Genomic DNA, 16,223 nt, shown 5'->3' with positions numbered 1-16,223 from the left:
GCAGACCTGCCACATCGACGCGTTCCGGCCGCGCTCCCGCCGCATTGCAACGGCGGGAGCGCCCTTACCTTAGGAAGCGCGTGCCGTCAGCCACTGGCTGGGCGGCAGCGGCGCGCCGACAATCCGCATCTCGCCAAGGCTGCCGAAGAAGCCGTTGCCCATGCTGCCGCCGTATTGCGCGCAGCCGATTGCCATCTGCTGGTTGCTCGCCACGTAGCGGATGCCGTCCATCCCGCTGTTGTTGCGCAGGATGGGCGCGCCTTCCACGTACATCGTCGTGCTGCCCTTTCCGTCGTTGACGATGGCAACGTGCAGCCACTGCCCTGCCGAGACACCGCCTGACCAGCACGCCAGGTTCTGGGTGTTGTCGGTCGGGATGACCTCCCACTGGAACTCCATCAAGTTGGAAAACGCGAACATCGCCATCGTGTCGCCCTGGTCGACATCGCCCGGCCACGACACGCCGGTGGCCGCGCTGCGCGCACCGAGTCGATACAGGATGCCCATCCACGCATTGTTCTGCGCGGTCCAGGCCGAATCGATCTTCAGGAACGACTCGATCGTGTAGCCATTGGCAAACGTTTGCACATTCAGCGGCGAAGTGGTGTCGGTCGTGAAGTACGAAGACCTCGTCTGGTTGGCGTTCTTGAACTGCAGGCTGCCCGGGGCCGACGACAGCGGATGATGATCCTTCGACCAGACCAGGTCGCCGGGTTGCCCGCCCATCCACGTGTTGAGCGAAATGGGATTCGCGCCCGCCGTCGTATCGCCCGGCACGGAGGCATCCTTGATCTGGAAGCCCGGCTGATACGGGGACAGTGCCTGGCCCTCCGCCGCCGCCGTGTTGTAGAACCGCCAGTGCGCCAGCGTGTTGGGCACCACGGGGTAGTCGTTCGGGCCCGACGCCGGCTTGCCCGCAACCTGCGGCGGGTTGTGATAGTTCGCCAGGATCAGGCCCTTCGCGACGTCGGTCAGGCTGCCCGACACCGAGCCCGCCGCGGTCTTGAAGCCGGGATTGAAGCCGGCAAAGCGCTTGGCAAAATCGATGTCGATCGAGAAATTCTGGTTATCCGCCGTCAGCCACGCCGAATCGAACGGGGTCAGGCTCGCTTCCGGCTTGACCGGCACCCACGGCGAGAACGAACTGGCGACGATCCTGTTGTTCGTCAGATCGAATTCGAACAGGCGCATCAGGCCGTTGCCGCCCATATAGGCCATTTGATAATCGACGACCATGAAGATGACGTCGTTGCCGGCGGCGTTCTTTTTCGTCATCTTGCACGCGCCGTGATAGTGACCCGACACGGCCATGAAAATCTGGTCGTTATTCTTGATCAGCTTGTCCCACAGGTAGCTCGAATAGGCCGTATCGGTTGCCGTCACCCCATCGGAACCAATGCCCGCGAGCTGGTGGCAAATCAGGATGACCGGAATGCCGGGGTTCTTTGCGATGACCGAGTTGGCCCAGGCAATCGCATCGTCCGAAGCGCGCCACGACATCGACAACACCAGAAACTGGTTTCCCTCCGCCTGGAAGACGTGGTACTCGTGAAAGCCCGAACCGTGGCAGCCGCCGAAGGTTGACTGCTGTTGGGCACGCGCGGTCGGGAACACTTTCAGATACGGCTCCAGAAGACCTTGCCGGTGGCTGCCGCCGTCCTGGTATCCGTCGGTGTTGTCGAAACCGGAAACGCCCACGCCCCAGTCCGGCCCCCATTGCATCGACGAGCCGATCGCGCCGATATCGTGGTTGCCCGCGCAAATCGAATAGTTGCAGTTGGCCTTTTCCAGCACCTGCATTGCCTGGCTCGCCAGCTCCCACTCTTTGGTCACGGTGCCGTTGCTGAGCTGGCTGTTGCTCAGCAGATCGGTACTCGCGCTCCACGGTGCCGAACCCTCAGAGGTGTAATACCAGGACTGATCGACAATATCGCCAAGATGGGTGGTAAAGGCCAGTTTCAGCGCTTTTGCATTCTGGGCAATCCATTGCGTTTGCGATTTGAATGGATTATCGAATTGCGGATTGATGGTCGGATAATTCTTCTGATACAACTCGCCCATTTTTGCCGATGCATAGCGCGGATAGAACTGCGTATCCGGCAAGGCCGCCAGCGTAAATGACGACACCATTTTTGGCGCAGGCGTACCGGTGCCCGGATTGCCCGCGCCGGGGGACGTGCCCGTACCCGTTGAGGTGGAACCCGTCGACGCGTCCGACGCATCGCCACCACCGCACCCGCCCAGCGTGCCCGACAGGCCGACCGCGGTCGAAGCCAGCATCATGCGCAGCAACTGCCGGCGCTTCAATTCAGGAACAGCCGCCAGATCGTCCAGCGTCACCGGCTGTTGATCGGCCCGACTTTTCATTGACATGGTTCTCTCCGTTACGTTTTGGGCTACCCAGAAGGCAAAGCGATTGCCGTCGCAATTCGCAGGGCTGGTCCAACGCGCGAAGGGAAATGAACGTCATGCCTGAAAAGCGGCAATTCTCATCGACACAGATCAACCGCGCCAAGCATCCGAGACGAACAATTCTCAAAAAAACTCAGCTAGCGAATGCGTTCGATGCTGTATTGATTGCCTGCGATTCATAAAATGAATCGGTGAAATCGATTGGCATTCGCATGGTAGGAATGCTGTGTGACAGTGGCATTTCTTTAAACCTTGAGTATTCGATCCTGATTGGATTGAATCGCAATTCAAGCGTGCGGAGTTTGCCGCTATCATGGTGCCCGCGCGGCCCCGGGTCTCCGGTCGCATCGACACGCTCAGGCCGCACCGTTGCGATCCCTTCCACGCCGCTCAACCCGTTGCTCGCTGCATGACTTCGCGCCCCTTTCGTGCCTCACCTGAGGACGAAGCCACCATGACCGCCGCCCGACGCGTGTATCTGAGCCTGCGCGAGCGGATTGTCGAGATGGAGTTGCTGCCCGGAACGCGCATCGTCGAAAAGGATCTTGCGGAAGAATTCGGGACCAGCCGCACGCCCGTGCACGAGGCGGTCCAGCGATTGGCCGAGGAAGGGCTGATCGACGTCCAGGCGCGCGTCGGGACATTCGTGTCGCGCATTCCGCTCAATACGCTCGAAGAGGCCATGCTGGTGCGCAGCGCGCTGGAAGTCGCCATCATCGAGAAGGCCGCCGAACGCATGACGCCCGAAGGCATCCACAAGCTCAATGTCGTGCTGGAACGGCAGGCGCAATGCGTGCGCGAGGGCAACCGGCGCGGCTTCTTCCGCACCGACGAAGCCTTTCACGCCACGCTCGCCGAGTTGTCGGGCTACCCCGGCGTCTGGCAGATCATCCTGGAAGTCAAAACGCAGATCGATCGCTACCGGCTGCTGACCCTGCCCTTGGAGGGCCGCATGACCGAGGTGCTGGCCGAGCACCGGGCGGTGATCGACGCGCTGGCGTCCAACAACCCGAAAAGCGCCGTGCGCGCCATGCGTGAACATCTGGATCACGTGCTGCCGGTGCTGGAAATCACGCGCCGGCAGCGGCCCGACTATTTCACGGGATAAGGGCAGCCATCACGCCGGCGCATGGGCGGCAGAGGCGGGGCGGCGTCGCCCCGCGCCATTCAAATCGACAGGCAGAGCTTGCCGAAGTGCTTGCCCGCCGCCTGATGCGCAAACGCATCGGCAATGTCTTCCAGCGCGAACGTCTGATCGATCACCGGCTTGATGCCGGTTGCGTCGATAGCGCGCACCATGTCGCGCTGGTGGCTCCGGCTGCCGACAATCAAACCCTGCAGGGTCTGGTGGCGTCGCATCAGCTCGACCGTCGGCACCGGGCCGGCAATACCGGTCAGCACGCCGATCAGAGCGATATGGCCGCCGGTGCGGCATGCCTGGATGGACTGACTCAGCGTGTCGGGCCCACCGACTTCGATCACGTTGTCGACGCCCCGGCCGTTCGTGTACTCGAGCACCTTGGCCGCCCAGTCGGTATCGCGCCGGTAGTTGATCGTGAAATCGGCACCGAGCGCCTGCGCACGCGCGAGTTTCTCGTCGGAAGACGAGGTTGCGATCACAGTGGCGCCCATGCTCTTGGCAAATTGCAGCGCAAAGATCGACACGCCGCCCGTCCCGAGCACCAGCACGGTATCGCCCGCCTTCAAGCCCGCATCGACCACCAGCGCGCGCCATGCGGTGAGCCCCGCCGTCGTCAGCGTTGCGGCTTCGGCGTGGCTGTAGCCGCGCGGTGCGTGCGTAAACCAATGCGCCGGGCGAACGACGTATTCGCGTGCGTAGCCGTCAACACCGTCGCCGGGCACGGTCGCAAAATCGGCGAGGGTCGGGCCGCCATCCAGCCAGGTCGGGAAGAACGTCGAGACAACCGAATCGCCCACGGCAAACTCGTCCACGCCTTCGCCGATCGCCTCCACCACGCCGGCGCCGTCGGACATCGGGATGCGGCCGTCGGCGCTGGGCATGCGGCCGGTCACCACGCCCAGATCGTGGAAGTTCAGCGAGCTGGCATGCACACGCACGCGGATTTCTCCGGCGCCCGGCTGGCCGGGGTCGGGCAGATCAACGAGCTGAAGTTTGTCGAGGCCAGCGGGCTGGCGCAGGGTAATGGCTTTCATGAGCACGACGTCCTTAATGGAAAGGGGAAAGGTTGCGAAAGGGCAGCGCCGAAAAACTTGCGGCGATACCGCATTGCAGGCATTGTCACGGCGTACCTCCTGCGTCGCAAGAACGTACAATTTTCACAGGTACTATCAATTTTGTAGGTATAAAACCATGCGTCTGAAACGTCTGGACGGCAAAAGCGGCTGCGCCGTCGAAGTCACGCTTTCCGTGATCGGCGGGGTCTGGAAGCCCGTGATCCTGTTCCACCTGCTGTCCGGGAAGAAGCGCTTCATGGAGCTGACGCGCCTCATTCCGAATGCCACGCAGCGCATGCTGACGCTGCAATTGCGCGAACTCGAAGCGGACGGCGTCATCGCGCGGCACGTGTATCCGCAGGTGCCTCCCAAAGTCGAATATGCGCTGACCCCGCTGGGCGAATCGCTCGCGCCGGTGCTGATCAGCCTGCGCGCATGGGGCGAGTCGTATCGCGCGAGCGAGATGTCTCGCGAGCCGGCCGAAGTGCCGGAATGCGCGCGTGGCGAGGCCATGGCGACTTGAAGTCACACGTGGGGCTCTCAAAAAAGCCCCACTCGCTCGCACAACTCAAGCCCTCGCCCGTCGTCGAACCCGGCACGTTGATGGTGATGCTTTGGAAGCAAGTCTCCAGCAGATTGCGCGCTTGCACACATCCGGAATGCGTCTTTCGATATGACATTGCGCGATTGCGGATTGGCAACACCGCGCCAACGCCGAAGACTGAATTCAATTCTCTTTACAGCTCAGAGACTTAGCGTGAAACGCGAGCATTGAAATATAGATGCTCCGATTTCTACGTATGCCGCTGCGCATGGTGCGACGCAGAATGATTTGCAAGCGCAGGACATGGCTCAAGGCCGGCCGCGCTCATGCATTCACATCGTTCCGTCGATCGCACAAGCGCAGAGGTACTCACAATGAGTCGCAAGTTCAAGGTCGTGGCCGTCTCGGGCAGCGTGCAGCGCCCCTCGCGGACACTCGTATTGGTCGAGCAACTGCTGGCCGCCCTCGCCGAGGTTCTTCCCATCGATGTCCACCTGATCACGCTCGAAGAGCTGGCTCCAGCCATTGGTGGCACGTCGTATCGAGACCAGCTGCCGGGCCGGGTGCAGGCGGAACTTGCCGCCATTGAATCGGCCGATGTGCTCGTGGTCGCGAGCCCCGTGTATCGCGGCTCATACACGGGTCTGTTCAAGCATCTTTTTGATCTGGTCCACCACGAAGCGCTCATCGACGTGCCTGTCCTGCTGGCAGCCACGGGCGGCAGCGACCGTCACGCGCTGGTGATCGACCATCAGCTGCGGCCGCTTTTCAGCTTCTTCCAGGCGCGCACATTGCCGCTGGGCGTGTATGCATCGGAGCAGGATTTCAGCGGCTACGACATCACCAGTCAGGCACTGCGTGACCGGATCGCCCTGGCCGTCACGCGTGCGTTGCCGCTGCTGAGCACGGCGCCGGCCGCAGACCTTCGCACCGCCCCGGTGGCGCAAGCCGCCTGAAGCGCCGCTTCGTTCGTTCCCATCCCGCACTGAGCAAAGGACCATCGCGATGAGCCAATCTTCTTCCAGCGCCACTATCAAGTTTGCCTACTGGGTGCCGAACGTCAGCGGCGGCCTGGTCGTCAGCACCATCCCGCAGCGCACCGACTGGAGCCTCGAATACAACCAGAAGTTGGCGCAGACGGCTGAGAAAGCCGGCTTTGACTACGCGCTCAGCCAGATCCGTTTTACCGCCGGCTACGGCGCCGAGCATCAGCACGAATCGGTGTCGTTCAGCCAGGCCATCCTGCACGCCACCACCAAGCTGAAGGTGTTGGCCGCCATCCTGCCGGGCCCCTGGCATCCGGCGGTGGTGGCCAAGCAGTTGGCCACGATCGACCACATCTCCAACGGCCGCATCGCCATCAACGTCGTCAGCGGCTGGTTCAAGGGCGAGTTCCAGGCACTCGGAGAGCCTTGGCTGGAACACGATGAGCGCTATCGCCGCTCCAACGAGTTCATCCGCGTGCTCAAGGGCATCTGGACGCAGGACAAGTTCACCTTCAAGGGTGACTTCTACCGCATCAACGACTACACGCTGAGCCCCAAGCCGCTGCAGAAGCCGCACCCGGAGATCTTCCAGGGCGGCAGCTCGCGCGCCGCACGCGACAACGCAGCCAGCGTATCGGACTGGTACTTCACCAACGGCAATACGCCCGAAGGCATCAAGGCGCAGATCGACGATATCCAGGCAAAGGCCCGCGAGAACGGCCACAAGGTCCGCATCGGGGTGAACGCCTTCATCATCGCGCGCGATACCGAAGAAGAAGCCAAGGCGGTGTTGGACGACATCATCAAGCATGCGCACGTGGAAGCCGTGCATGCCTTTGGCGATGCGGTGAAGCAAGCCGGCAAGGCATCGCCCGAAGGCGAAGGCAACTGGGCGAAATCCACGTTTGAGGATCTCGTTCAATACAACGACGGTTTCCGCACCAACCTGATCGGCACGCCGCAGCAGATTGCGGAGCGCATCGTGCACCTGAAGTCGATCGGCGTTGACCTGATCCTGGCGGGCTTCCTGCACTTCATCGAAGAAGTGGAGTACTTCGGTCGCAAGGTGCTGCCGCTGGTGCGCGAGCTGGAAGCGCAACGCGCTGCTGCCACAAGTGCCGACACAAGCGCCGACACGCGCGAGGCCGAGGCCGCCACGTCCGCCGCCTGACCGCCTGACCTGATACCCGCGTTTCCCGCACGCGCCCGCTCAGTGGAGTGGGCGCGGGGGAGTTCTGTTGCCTGTCGCTTTGCGGAGACCGTCATGTCTCACACGTCCGCTGAACTTGCTGCCCCGCCACCGCCGCTCGCACGCTACGCCGACACGCGTAACGCCGATGCGCCATCGCCTGCGCGCAGCGTTGACACCCATGCCGTACCGGCCGCGGCACCCGCGTTGCGGCTGGCCGACATCGACCTGTCGTTCGGCGGCATTCAGGCGCTCAAGGGCATCGACCTCACTGTGGCGCCGGGGGAGATCCGCGCCATCATCGGCCCCAACGGTGCGGGCAAAAGCTCGCTGGTCAACATCATCAGCGGCCTGTACCAACCGGACCGCGGCGGCATCTGGCTCAATGGCCGCGCCATGCGCAAGGTGTCGCCGGCACGATTGGCCGGTCTTGGCATTGCCCGCACGTTCCAGAACCTGGCGTTGTTCAAGGGCCTGAGCGTGCGCGACAACATTGCGCTCGGCCGCGTACAGCACACCCGCTCCGTCTTCGTCGAGCAGTTGCTCGGGCTGGGCCGCGCGCGCCGCGAGCTGGCCGATGCGCGCGAGCGTGCGGAACAGGTGATCCACTTTGTCGGCCTGGGCGACGTGCAGGACCAGCTCGCGGGCACGCTTTCCTATGGGCTGCAAAAGCGCGTTGAACTGGCGCGTGCGCTGGTCGCGCGGCCCCGCCTATTGCTGCTCGATGAGCCGCTCGCCGGCATGACGGTGACGGAGAAGGTCCAGATGGCCGACCTGATCCGCGCGGCGCGCGACCAGTGGGGCACCACCATCGTGCTGATCGAACACGACATCGGCATCGTGCTGGGCCTGTCCGATCGCGTGGCAGTGCTCGACTACGGCCGCAAGATCGCCGACGGCACGCCGCAAGCCGTGCGCGACGACCCGGCCGTCATCGATGCTTACCTCGGCGTCGCACACGACGCGCCAAGCGCGGCGGAGGCCCAATGATGGCCGACTTCGACCTGGCGTTCTTTGCCGAGGTGCTGGTGGGCGGCCTGCTGTCCGGCGTGATGTATTCGCTGGTGGCGATCGGCTTTGTACTGATCTACAAGACCTCCGGCGTGCTCAATTTCGCGCAGGGCGCACAGCTGCTGTTTGCCGCGCTCACATTTGTCAGCCTGCTCGAGCGCGGCGTGCCGTTCCCGCTCGCGTTGCTGCTCACCTTCACGTTGATGGTGCTGCTGGGGCTCGGGATCGAGCGCGCGGTACTTCGGCCGCTGGTCAACCAGCCGCCCATCACGCTGTTCATGGCGACGCTCGGCTTGTCGTACGTGATAGAGGGCGTGGCGCAGCTGGTGTGGGGCACGCAGGTACACGAGTTGAACCTTGGCATTTCCGATGCGCCGCTGCAGATCGGCGGCATCCTCGTCTCCAGCTTTGACTTGTTTGCGGCCGCCACTGCAGGCGTCATGGTGACGGCGCTGTCGGTGTTCTTCCGCTACACACGCGTGGGCCTGGCATTTCGTGCCGTGGCGGACGACACATTCGCCGCCATTGCCGTGGGCTTGCGGCTGCCGCGCATCTGGGCAACGGTCTGGGCCACAGCCGGCGTGATCGCCCTCGTGGCGGGGCTGCTGTGGGGCGCTCGCCTGGGCGTGCAGTTCTCGCTGTCGCTGGTGGTGCTCAAGGCGCTGCCGGTGCTGGTGCTGGGTGGCTTCGATTCGATCCTGGGCGCGGTGGTCGGTGGCTTGATCATCGGCGCGCTGGAGAAGCTCGCCGAGGTGTACCTGGGGCCATTTGTCGGCGGCGGCATCGAGGGCTGGATCGCCTATGTGGCCGCGCTGGCCTTCCTGCTGGTCAAACCGGGCGGGCTGTTCGGCCTGCGCCCTGTCGAGAGAGCCTGAGCCATGTCGACTGCATTGGACGCCCCATCCGGGCACACCACGCGCCCCGCCACTGCGCGGAAGCACCTGTCCTGGCCCGCATGGGCAACGCCCGCGGTGACGCTGCTGCTGGCCTACTTCGTCGTGCCGCTGGTGGCATCGGACTATTGGCTGGATGCCATCCTCATTCCGTTCCTCGCGCTATCGCTTGCGGCGGTGGGCCTGAACCTGTTGACCGGCTACGCGGGGCAATTGTCGGTGGGCTCGGCCGCCTTCATGGCAGTGGGCGCATTCGCCGCGTACAACTTCAACCTGCGCGTTGACGGTCTGCCGCTGCCTGTCAGCATCGTGCTGGCCGGGCTAGCCGCCACCGCCATCGGCGTCGCCTTCGGGTTGCCCAGTCTGCGCCTGCGCGGCTTCTACCTGGCCGTATCGACCCTCGCCGCGCAATTCTTCGTGCAGTGGGCACTGACCAAGTACGGCTGGTTCAGCAACAACAACGCATCGGGCGTGATCGACGCGCCGCCCATCGTGGTGGCGGGCTTCGCGTTCGACACGCCAGCGCTGCGCTACGTGTTCGCGCTCACGGTGGTGGCGATCCTCACGGCGCTGGTCTGGCGACTCGTGCAAACGCCCACTGGCCACCATTTCATTGCCGTGCGTGACAACGAAATGGCGGCACGCGTCACCGGCGTGCCCGTACTGCGGACCAAGCTGCTCGCCTTTGCCATCTCATCGTTCGTCATTGGCGTGGCGGGTGTGCTGTGGGGCTTCGTCTATCTGCGCACGGTGGAGCCGGCGGGCTTCAATCTCGATCGATCGTTCCAGATCCTGTTCATCGTCATCATCGGCGGCCTGGCGACCATCCGGGGCGCGTTCCTGGGCGCGGCGCTGGTGGTGGTGTTTCCGCTGCTGCTGTCCCGCTTTGGGGCTTTCGTGTTCGGCAGCCGGTTCGACTCCGGCGTGCTGGACCTCAGCCAGCGCATCGTGATCGGTGCGCTCATCGTGGCCTTTCTGATTGCCGAGCCGCAGGGCCTTGCCGCCCTGTGGCAGCGGGTGCTGCGCCGGATAAGCAATGTCGTGCGCCCCGCTTCCCGGCGCTGATTCCGTCCTCTGTCTTCCACTCAACCTACGTCGCATCGATACCAGGAGCATCTGCACCATGTCCCTCCCCCGCACCATCAAGATGGCGTTGCTGACCGGCACGTTGGCCCTTTCTGGCCTGACCGGTCTGGGCGTACAAGCCGCCCATGCGGATGAGCAGTTCTTTCCGCTGCAAAGCTACCGCGTCGGCCCATATGCAGCCGGCGGCACGGGGTTCTTTGGCGGCTTCATCGATTACCTGAACCTTGTCAACACGCGAGACGGCGGCGTGGGCGGCGTCAAGCTCACCTGGGAAGAAGGCGAAACGCAGTACGAAGTGGAACGCGGCGTGGAGGTGTATGAACGCCTGAAGACGCACCCCGGCATCGCCACATGGAACCCGCTGTCGGTCGGCATTGCGTATGCGCTGCTCGACCGGGTGACGGCCGACAAGGTGCCGCTGCTCACCATCAACCACGGCCGCACCGACACGACCGACGGCCGCGTGTTCAAGTACATCTTCCCGCTGCTGCTCAACCCGTACAGCGAGACCTCGGGCATCGTCAACTACATCGGCACCAAGGAAGGCGGCGTCGACAAGCTCAAGGGCAAGAAGATCGTCGTGCTGTATCACGGCTCGCCGTACGGCAAAGAGACGATCCCCATCTATGAACTGCTGGCGAAGAAATACGGCTTCACGGTGCAGCAGATCGAAGTGCCGCACCCGGGCAATGAGCAGCAGTCGCAATGGCTGGCCATCCGCCGCGCCAAACCCGATTACGTCGTGCTGCGCGGCTGGGGCGTGATGAACCCGGTGGCGCTCAAGACGGCACAGAAGACCGGCTTTCCGGCCGACCACATCATCGGCAACGTGTGGTCCAACTCCGAAGAAGACGTGATCCCGGCCGGCGATGCCGCCAAGGGCTACGTCGCCATCACGACGGTGGCTGCGGGTTCGCAATACCCCGTGGTTCAGCAAATCACCAAGACGCTGTACGACCACGGCAAGGGCAACCTGCAAGACAAGAAGCGCATCGGCAGCGTGTACCACAATCTGGGCGTGCTCAACGGCATCCTGAACGTGGAAGCCATCCGCATCGCGCAGGCCAAGTTCGGCAAGCGCACGCTGACGGGCGACGAAGTCCGCTGGGGCCTGGAGAACCTGAAGATTGACGAAGCCCGCGCCGCCGCGCTGGGCGCCAAGGGCCTGTTCCACTCCATCAACGTCACGTGGGACAACCATGAAGGGGACGGCCGCGTCGCCTTCCAGCAGTGGGATGGCACGAAATGGAACGTGATCTCCGACTGGATCGCACCGGACTGGAAACTGCTGCGGCCCATCATCGAGAAATCGTCGCTGGCGTACGCCAAAGAGAAAAACATCAAGGTGCGCACGAGCATCAACGATTGAATTCCGCTGTCTCTCCACCCTGCCCGACCCACCTGGAGGTTCGCCATGACGCAGCCGCACGCCGAGACCCTGTTCGGCGCTCCCTACGAAACCCTTGCGCAGAAGTACCGCCCCGTCTTCCAGCGCATCCGCGATACCGCCTTGCAGCGCGAGCACAACCGCCAGCTCGGCGTCGACGCCATCCAGCGGCTCAAGCAGGCGGGCTTCGGCGCGGTGCGCGTGCCGGTGGAATATGGCGGCGACGGCGCCACCCTGCCCCAACTGTTCCAGCTGCTGATTGAGCTGGCCGACGCCGACTCCAACATCGTGCAGGCGCTGCGCGGGCATTTCGCCTTCGTGGAAGATCGCCTGAACGCACCGCGCGATGCCGGCAACGAAGTCTGGCTGCGGCGCTTCGTGGCCGGCGATCTGGTCGGCAACGCGTGGACGGAAGTCGGCGACGTGGCCATTGGCGATGTCATCACGCGCATCTCCAAACGGGACGGCCGCTGGGTTGCCAACGGGCGCAAGTACTACAGCACCGGAAGCATCTTTGCCGATTGGGTCGACCTGTATGCACGCCTGGAAGACGGCACCGACGTGATCGCCGCCGTCAGCTCGCACCAGCCCGGCGTGACGCACCACGACGACTGGAACGGCTTCGGCCAGCGCACCACCGGCAGCGGCACCTCGGTGTATGAGAACGCCGCCGTGGAAGACGAAAACATCTTCCCGTTCAGCAGCCGCTTCAAGTATCAGACCGCGTTCTACCAGCTGTTCCACCTGGCCACGCTGGCTGGCATTGCGCGCGCCATCACGCGCGAGGTTGCGCAGCAGGTGCGCGAGCGCAAACGCATCTTCAGCACCGGCAACGCCCCGGCGGTGGCGCAAGACGTGCAGGTGCAGCAGGTGGTTGGCGAGGTGTCGGCACTGGCCTACGCGGCGGAGGCCACGGCCATTCGCGCCACCTTCGCCGCGCAACGTGCCTATGACGCCCGCTGGGCCGGCGACGCTGCGCAGGAGCGACAGGCCAACATCGACGCCGAACTCGAATCCGCGCAAGGGCAGGTGGCGATTTCCGATCTCGTGTTGCGTGCGTCCACGCAGTTCTTCAATGCGCTCAGCGCATCCGCCACGGCCTCGGGCAAGGCGCTGGACCGCCACTGGCGCAACGCGCGCACGGTGGCCTCGCACAATCCGCTGATCTACAAGGCGCGCATCATCGGCGACTGGCACATCAACGGCACCGAACCGCCGTATGTCTGGCAGATCGGTGCGGGGCCGGGTACCACGGCGACACCGCCCATCGCCAAAGCGGCCTGAGCGTGATGACGATGCGCGATCCTGCTGTGCTGCTGCACGTCAACGGTGTCGAAGCGACGTACCAGAATGCCATCGTCGCCCTGCACAACGTGAACCTCACCGTGCAACGCGGTGAGGTGCACGCACTGCTGGGCGCAAACGGTGCGGGCAAGTCGAGCACGCTCAAGGCGATCTCGAACCTGCTGGTGCCCGAACGCGGACAGGTCACTGCGGGCACCATCCGTTTCTACGGGCATGACGTCGCTCGCACCACGCCAGCGCAGCTGGTGCGCCTGGGGCTCGTTCAGGTGCTGGAGGGCCGGCGCTGCTTTCCGAACCTGTCCGTCGAAGCGAACCTCGTTACCGGTGCGCTCGGGCGCAGCGCTTCGCGCGCGGAGACGGCCGCCGACCTGGAACGCGTGTACGCGATCTTCCCGCGCCTGAAAGCACGGCGCCGGGTTGCCGCCGGCCTCACGTCGGGCGGTGAGCAGCAGATGGCCGCCATTGGGCGCGCGCTGATGTCACGCCCGCGCCTGCTGGTGCTGGACGAGCCATCGATGGGCCTCGCGCCCCTGGTCGTGCAGGACATCTTTGCGAGGCTGCGGCAGCTCAATCGTGAAGACGGGCTGTCGATCCTGGTGGCCGAACAGAACTCCACGGTGGCCCTGCAATACGCCGATCGCGCCACGGTGCTGGAGGCAGGCGTCACCGTGCTCAATGACACGGCTGAGGCGTTGCGCGAGCGTGAGGACATCCAGCATTTCTATTTCGGCCGCGATGTTGCGCACCAAGCACCAGCCTTGGCGTGAGCGGCGTCCATTCGTCTTTCCCGATTGTTCATGACAACAGAAACGGCAATCTTTCCTGACACCGAAACCCTTGCAGTGCCGGCGCCGCCATCCGCCAAGACACTGGCTGCCGAGTTCGCCCGGACGGCGGTGGAACGCGATGCCGCGGGCGGCACGCCCTTGGCCGAACGCGACGCGTTGCGGCGCAGCGGCCTGCTCTCCCTGGCGATTCCGAAGCGCTATGGCGGGCACGGCGCCAGTTGGGCCGAGACGTTGGACACCGTGCGCGAGTTGGCACAGGTGGATAGCTCCATCGCCCACGTTTACGGCTTCCACCATCTGCTTTTGGCGACCGTGCGCCTGTTTGCGCGGCCAGACCAGTGGGAGCCGTGGTACGAGCAGACCGCGCGCAAGCACTGGTTCTGGGGCAACGCGCTGAACCCGCTGGACGATCGCACCATCGTGCGCCGGTTCGACGGCTGGTACGAGTTCTCCGGCAAGAAGAGCTTCTGCTCGGGCGCCTTGGATTCGCAAATGCTGATTGCCTCGGGCATCGATGAACACAGTCGCAAGCTGCTGGTTGCAGCGGTGCCGACTGCACGCGCCGGCATCACGCTCAACCACGACTGGAACGCCTTCGGGCAGCGCCAGACCGACAGCGGCAGCGCGCTGTTCGAGAAGGTCCGTGTGGAAGAAAACGAACTGCTCCGCGATCCGGGGCCGCTCACCACGCCTTTTTCGTCGTTGCGCCCGTTGCTGGCGCAGCTGGTGTTCGTGCACCTGTTCCTGGGTCTGGCAGAAGGTGCGTTCGAGCAGGCCCGGCACTACACGCTGCACGAGGCGCGACCGTGGCATCGGTCCGCAGCAAAGCGGGCGAGCGAAGACCCGTACACGCTGGCCCACTACGGTGAGTTCTTTGTCGGCCTGGAGAGCGTGCGCCTGCTGGCGCGGCAAGCGGCCACACGGTTTGACGAAGCGTGGGTGCAAGGCCCCACGTTGACGTCACGCGCGCGCGGCCACGTTGGTGTTGCCATCGCCACCGCCAAGGTTGCAGCCACGCGGGTCGGTCTCGATCTGACCAGCCGAATGTTCGAGACCACCGGCGCACGCGCCACCCACGGCGCGCTCGCGCTGGACCGCTTCTGGCGCAATCTGCGCACGCAGACGCTGCACGACCCTGTCGACTACAAGCTGCACGAGTTGGGCGACTGGGCGCTGAACGGCACGCTGCCCGAACCTTCTTTCTATTCCTGATCCCACGCGCTGAATGGAAAATCATGGCGACGTTCCCTGTATGGCCTCCGCCGCCTGGCCAGGAGCCGGCGGCCAGCACGCCAGAATGGATCTTCGAGGACCCGCGCTCCCGCGCCCTGCTCGATGAAGTCGAACAGGTCGCGCCCAGCGACGCGGCGGTGCTGATCTCTGGCGAAACCGGCACGGGCAAAGAGCTGATTGCCCGCTACCTGCACAACCGCAGCGCGCGGCAGGGTGGTTCTTTCGTGGTGGTGAGCTGCGGTGCGTTCTCCGACACCCTGGTCGATGCAGAACTCTTCGGCCACGAAAACGGCGCGTTCGCCGGCGCATTCGGCACGCAGGTGGGGTGGTTCGAGCAGGCGAACGGTGGGACGATCTTCCTCGACGAGGTCAACGACCTGCCCTTGCCTGTGCAGAACAAGCTGCTGCGTGTGCTGCAGGAGCGTGAAATCGTACGCCTGGGCGGGCGCACGCCCATTCCGGTCGATCTCCGGATCGTCGCGGCCACGACCGTCGACCTGGAAACGCTGGTCCAGGAGAAGCGCTTTCGCAAGGATCTCTACTACCGGCTGAACGTCGTCAATCTCAACGTCCTCACGCTGAAGGAGCGTCCGGGCGACATCGTTCCGCTGGCACGCTACTTCATCAACACCTACAGCAAGCGACTGGGCCACGCGCGCGCCACACTCACACCGGAGGCCGAACGCCTGCTGACGCAGAGCCCGTGGCACGGCAACGTGCGGGAGCTTGAAAACGTCATTCATCGGACGCTCCTGCTCTGCGATGGAAACACCATCGACGCGTCGGACCTGCGGCTGTCCAGCCGCCCTGCCAGTTCCCCGGCGCAGGCGGTGGCGCAGGCCCGGCCCGAGACCGAGCCGCCAATCGCCTCCACCGCCCCGCCGACCGCGCAACCGCCGGACCCGTCCAGTGCAGACGAAGCTGCCCTGCTATGCCAGGCGATCCAGCACCTCTGCAACGACAGCGTCGGGAATGTCTATCAGGTGGTGGAAGACGCGCTGTTCCGGGAGGTATTCCGGTACTGCCACTACAGCCAAAGCGACGCCGCGCGCGTGCTCGGGGTCAGCCGCAACGTGGTGCGGGCCCGGCTGATTCGCCTGGGCGAGGTTGGCGCGCCGCGCACATCACCTTTTGCCTCAACGCCCGCAACACCGGCACACGAAGACGTGATGGGCACGTAGCTTGCTTGCCAG

General features: G+C 64.2%; 14 protein-coding genes. 12 read left to right on the top strand and 2 right to left on the bottom strand.

From position 1 onward, the window contains the following. Positions 1-69 precede the first annotated feature (69 nt). Complete coding sequence (locus R2676_RS12305; protein WP_316857142.1) at positions 70-2,373, bottom strand: LamG-like jellyroll fold domain-containing protein; 2,304 nt, start codon at positions 2,371-2,373, stop codon at positions 70-72. Between the two features lie 493 nt (positions 2,374-2,866). Between R2676_RS12305 and R2676_RS12300 the strand changes: the two genes are divergently transcribed. Continuing rightward, positions 2,867-3,520 (top strand): GntR family transcriptional regulator, encoded by a 654-nt coding sequence (locus R2676_RS12300; RefSeq protein WP_206274814.1) that lies wholly within the window; start codon positions 2,867-2,869, stop codon positions 3,518-3,520. A gap of 59 nt (positions 3,521-3,579) precedes the next feature. On the opposite strand, the gene R2676_RS12295 is transcribed toward R2676_RS12300, so the two are convergent. Continuing rightward, positions 3,580-4,587 (bottom strand): zinc-dependent alcohol dehydrogenase family protein, encoded by a 1,008-nt coding sequence (locus R2676_RS12295; protein ID WP_206274813.1) that lies wholly within the window; start codon positions 4,585-4,587, stop codon positions 3,580-3,582. 157 nt (positions 4,588-4,744) lie between these two features. On the opposite strand from R2676_RS12295, the gene R2676_RS12290 reads away from it, so the two are divergent. From R2676_RS12290 to R2676_RS12240, 11 genes are all read left to right on the top strand, one after another. Next, positions 4,745-5,131: a winged helix-turn-helix transcriptional regulator gene (locus tag R2676_RS12290; RefSeq protein ID WP_206274812.1), complete on the top strand. Its 387-nt coding sequence runs from the start codon at positions 4,745-4,747 to the stop codon at positions 5,129-5,131. A gap of 395 nt (positions 5,132-5,526) precedes the next feature. Further along, on the top strand, positions 5,527-6,108 hold the full coding sequence (gene msuE, locus R2676_RS12285) for an FMN reductase (RefSeq protein WP_027680067.1): 582 nt from the start codon (positions 5,527-5,529) through the stop codon (positions 6,106-6,108). A gap of 49 nt (positions 6,109-6,157) precedes the next feature. Then, the gene (sfnG, locus tag R2676_RS12280; protein WP_206274811.1) at positions 6,158-7,309 is read left to right on the top strand and encodes a dimethylsulfone monooxygenase SfnG; all 1,152 of its coding nucleotides are present in this window, start codon (positions 6,158-6,160) and stop codon (positions 7,307-7,309) included. 93 nt (positions 7,310-7,402) lie between these two features. Beyond that, positions 7,403-8,317, top strand: a complete 915-nt coding sequence (locus R2676_RS12275; protein WP_206274810.1) for an ABC transporter ATP-binding protein — start codon at positions 7,403-7,405, stop codon at positions 8,315-8,317. Positions 8,318-8,331: 14 nt separating this feature from the next. Further along, on the top strand, positions 8,332-9,213 hold the full coding sequence (locus R2676_RS12270; protein WP_206274882.1) for a branched-chain amino acid ABC transporter permease: 882 nt from the start codon (positions 8,332-8,334) through the stop codon (positions 9,211-9,213). A gap of 3 nt (positions 9,214-9,216) precedes the next feature. Continuing rightward, on the top strand, positions 9,217-10,296 hold the full coding sequence (locus R2676_RS12265) for a branched-chain amino acid ABC transporter permease (RefSeq protein WP_206274809.1): 1,080 nt from the start codon (positions 9,217-9,219) through the stop codon (positions 10,294-10,296). A gap of 58 nt (positions 10,297-10,354) precedes the next feature. After that, positions 10,355-11,686: an ABC transporter substrate-binding protein gene (locus tag R2676_RS12260; protein ID WP_206274808.1), complete on the top strand. Its 1,332-nt coding sequence runs from the start codon at positions 10,355-10,357 to the stop codon at positions 11,684-11,686. 45 nt (positions 11,687-11,731) lie between these two features. Then, positions 11,732-12,988 (top strand): acyl-CoA dehydrogenase family protein, encoded by a 1,257-nt coding sequence (locus tag R2676_RS12255; RefSeq protein WP_206274807.1) that lies wholly within the window; start codon positions 11,732-11,734, stop codon positions 12,986-12,988. Positions 12,989-12,999: 11 nt separating this feature from the next. After that, a complete protein-coding gene (locus R2676_RS12250; protein ID WP_206274806.1) occupies positions 13,000-13,776 on the top strand; it encodes an ABC transporter ATP-binding protein in 777 nt (258 codons plus the stop codon). Between the two features lie 30 nt (positions 13,777-13,806). Next, on the top strand, positions 13,807-15,009 hold the full coding sequence (locus tag R2676_RS12245) for an acyl-CoA dehydrogenase family protein (RefSeq protein WP_206274805.1): 1,203 nt from the start codon (positions 13,807-13,809) through the stop codon (positions 15,007-15,009). 23 nt (positions 15,010-15,032) lie between these two features. Continuing rightward, entirely contained in the window at positions 15,033-16,211 is a 1,179-nt protein-coding gene (locus tag R2676_RS12240) for a sigma-54 interaction domain-containing protein (protein WP_206274804.1), read from the top strand. Positions 16,212-16,223: the final 12 nt, after the last annotated feature.

Source organism: Ralstonia flatus (assembly GCF_958439105.1).
GTDB lineage: Bacteria > Pseudomonadota > Gammaproteobacteria > Burkholderiales > Burkholderiaceae > Ralstonia > Ralstonia flatus.
The sequence above is the reverse complement of the archived record's forward strand: the minus strand, read 5'-3'. Positions and strand labels throughout refer to the sequence as shown.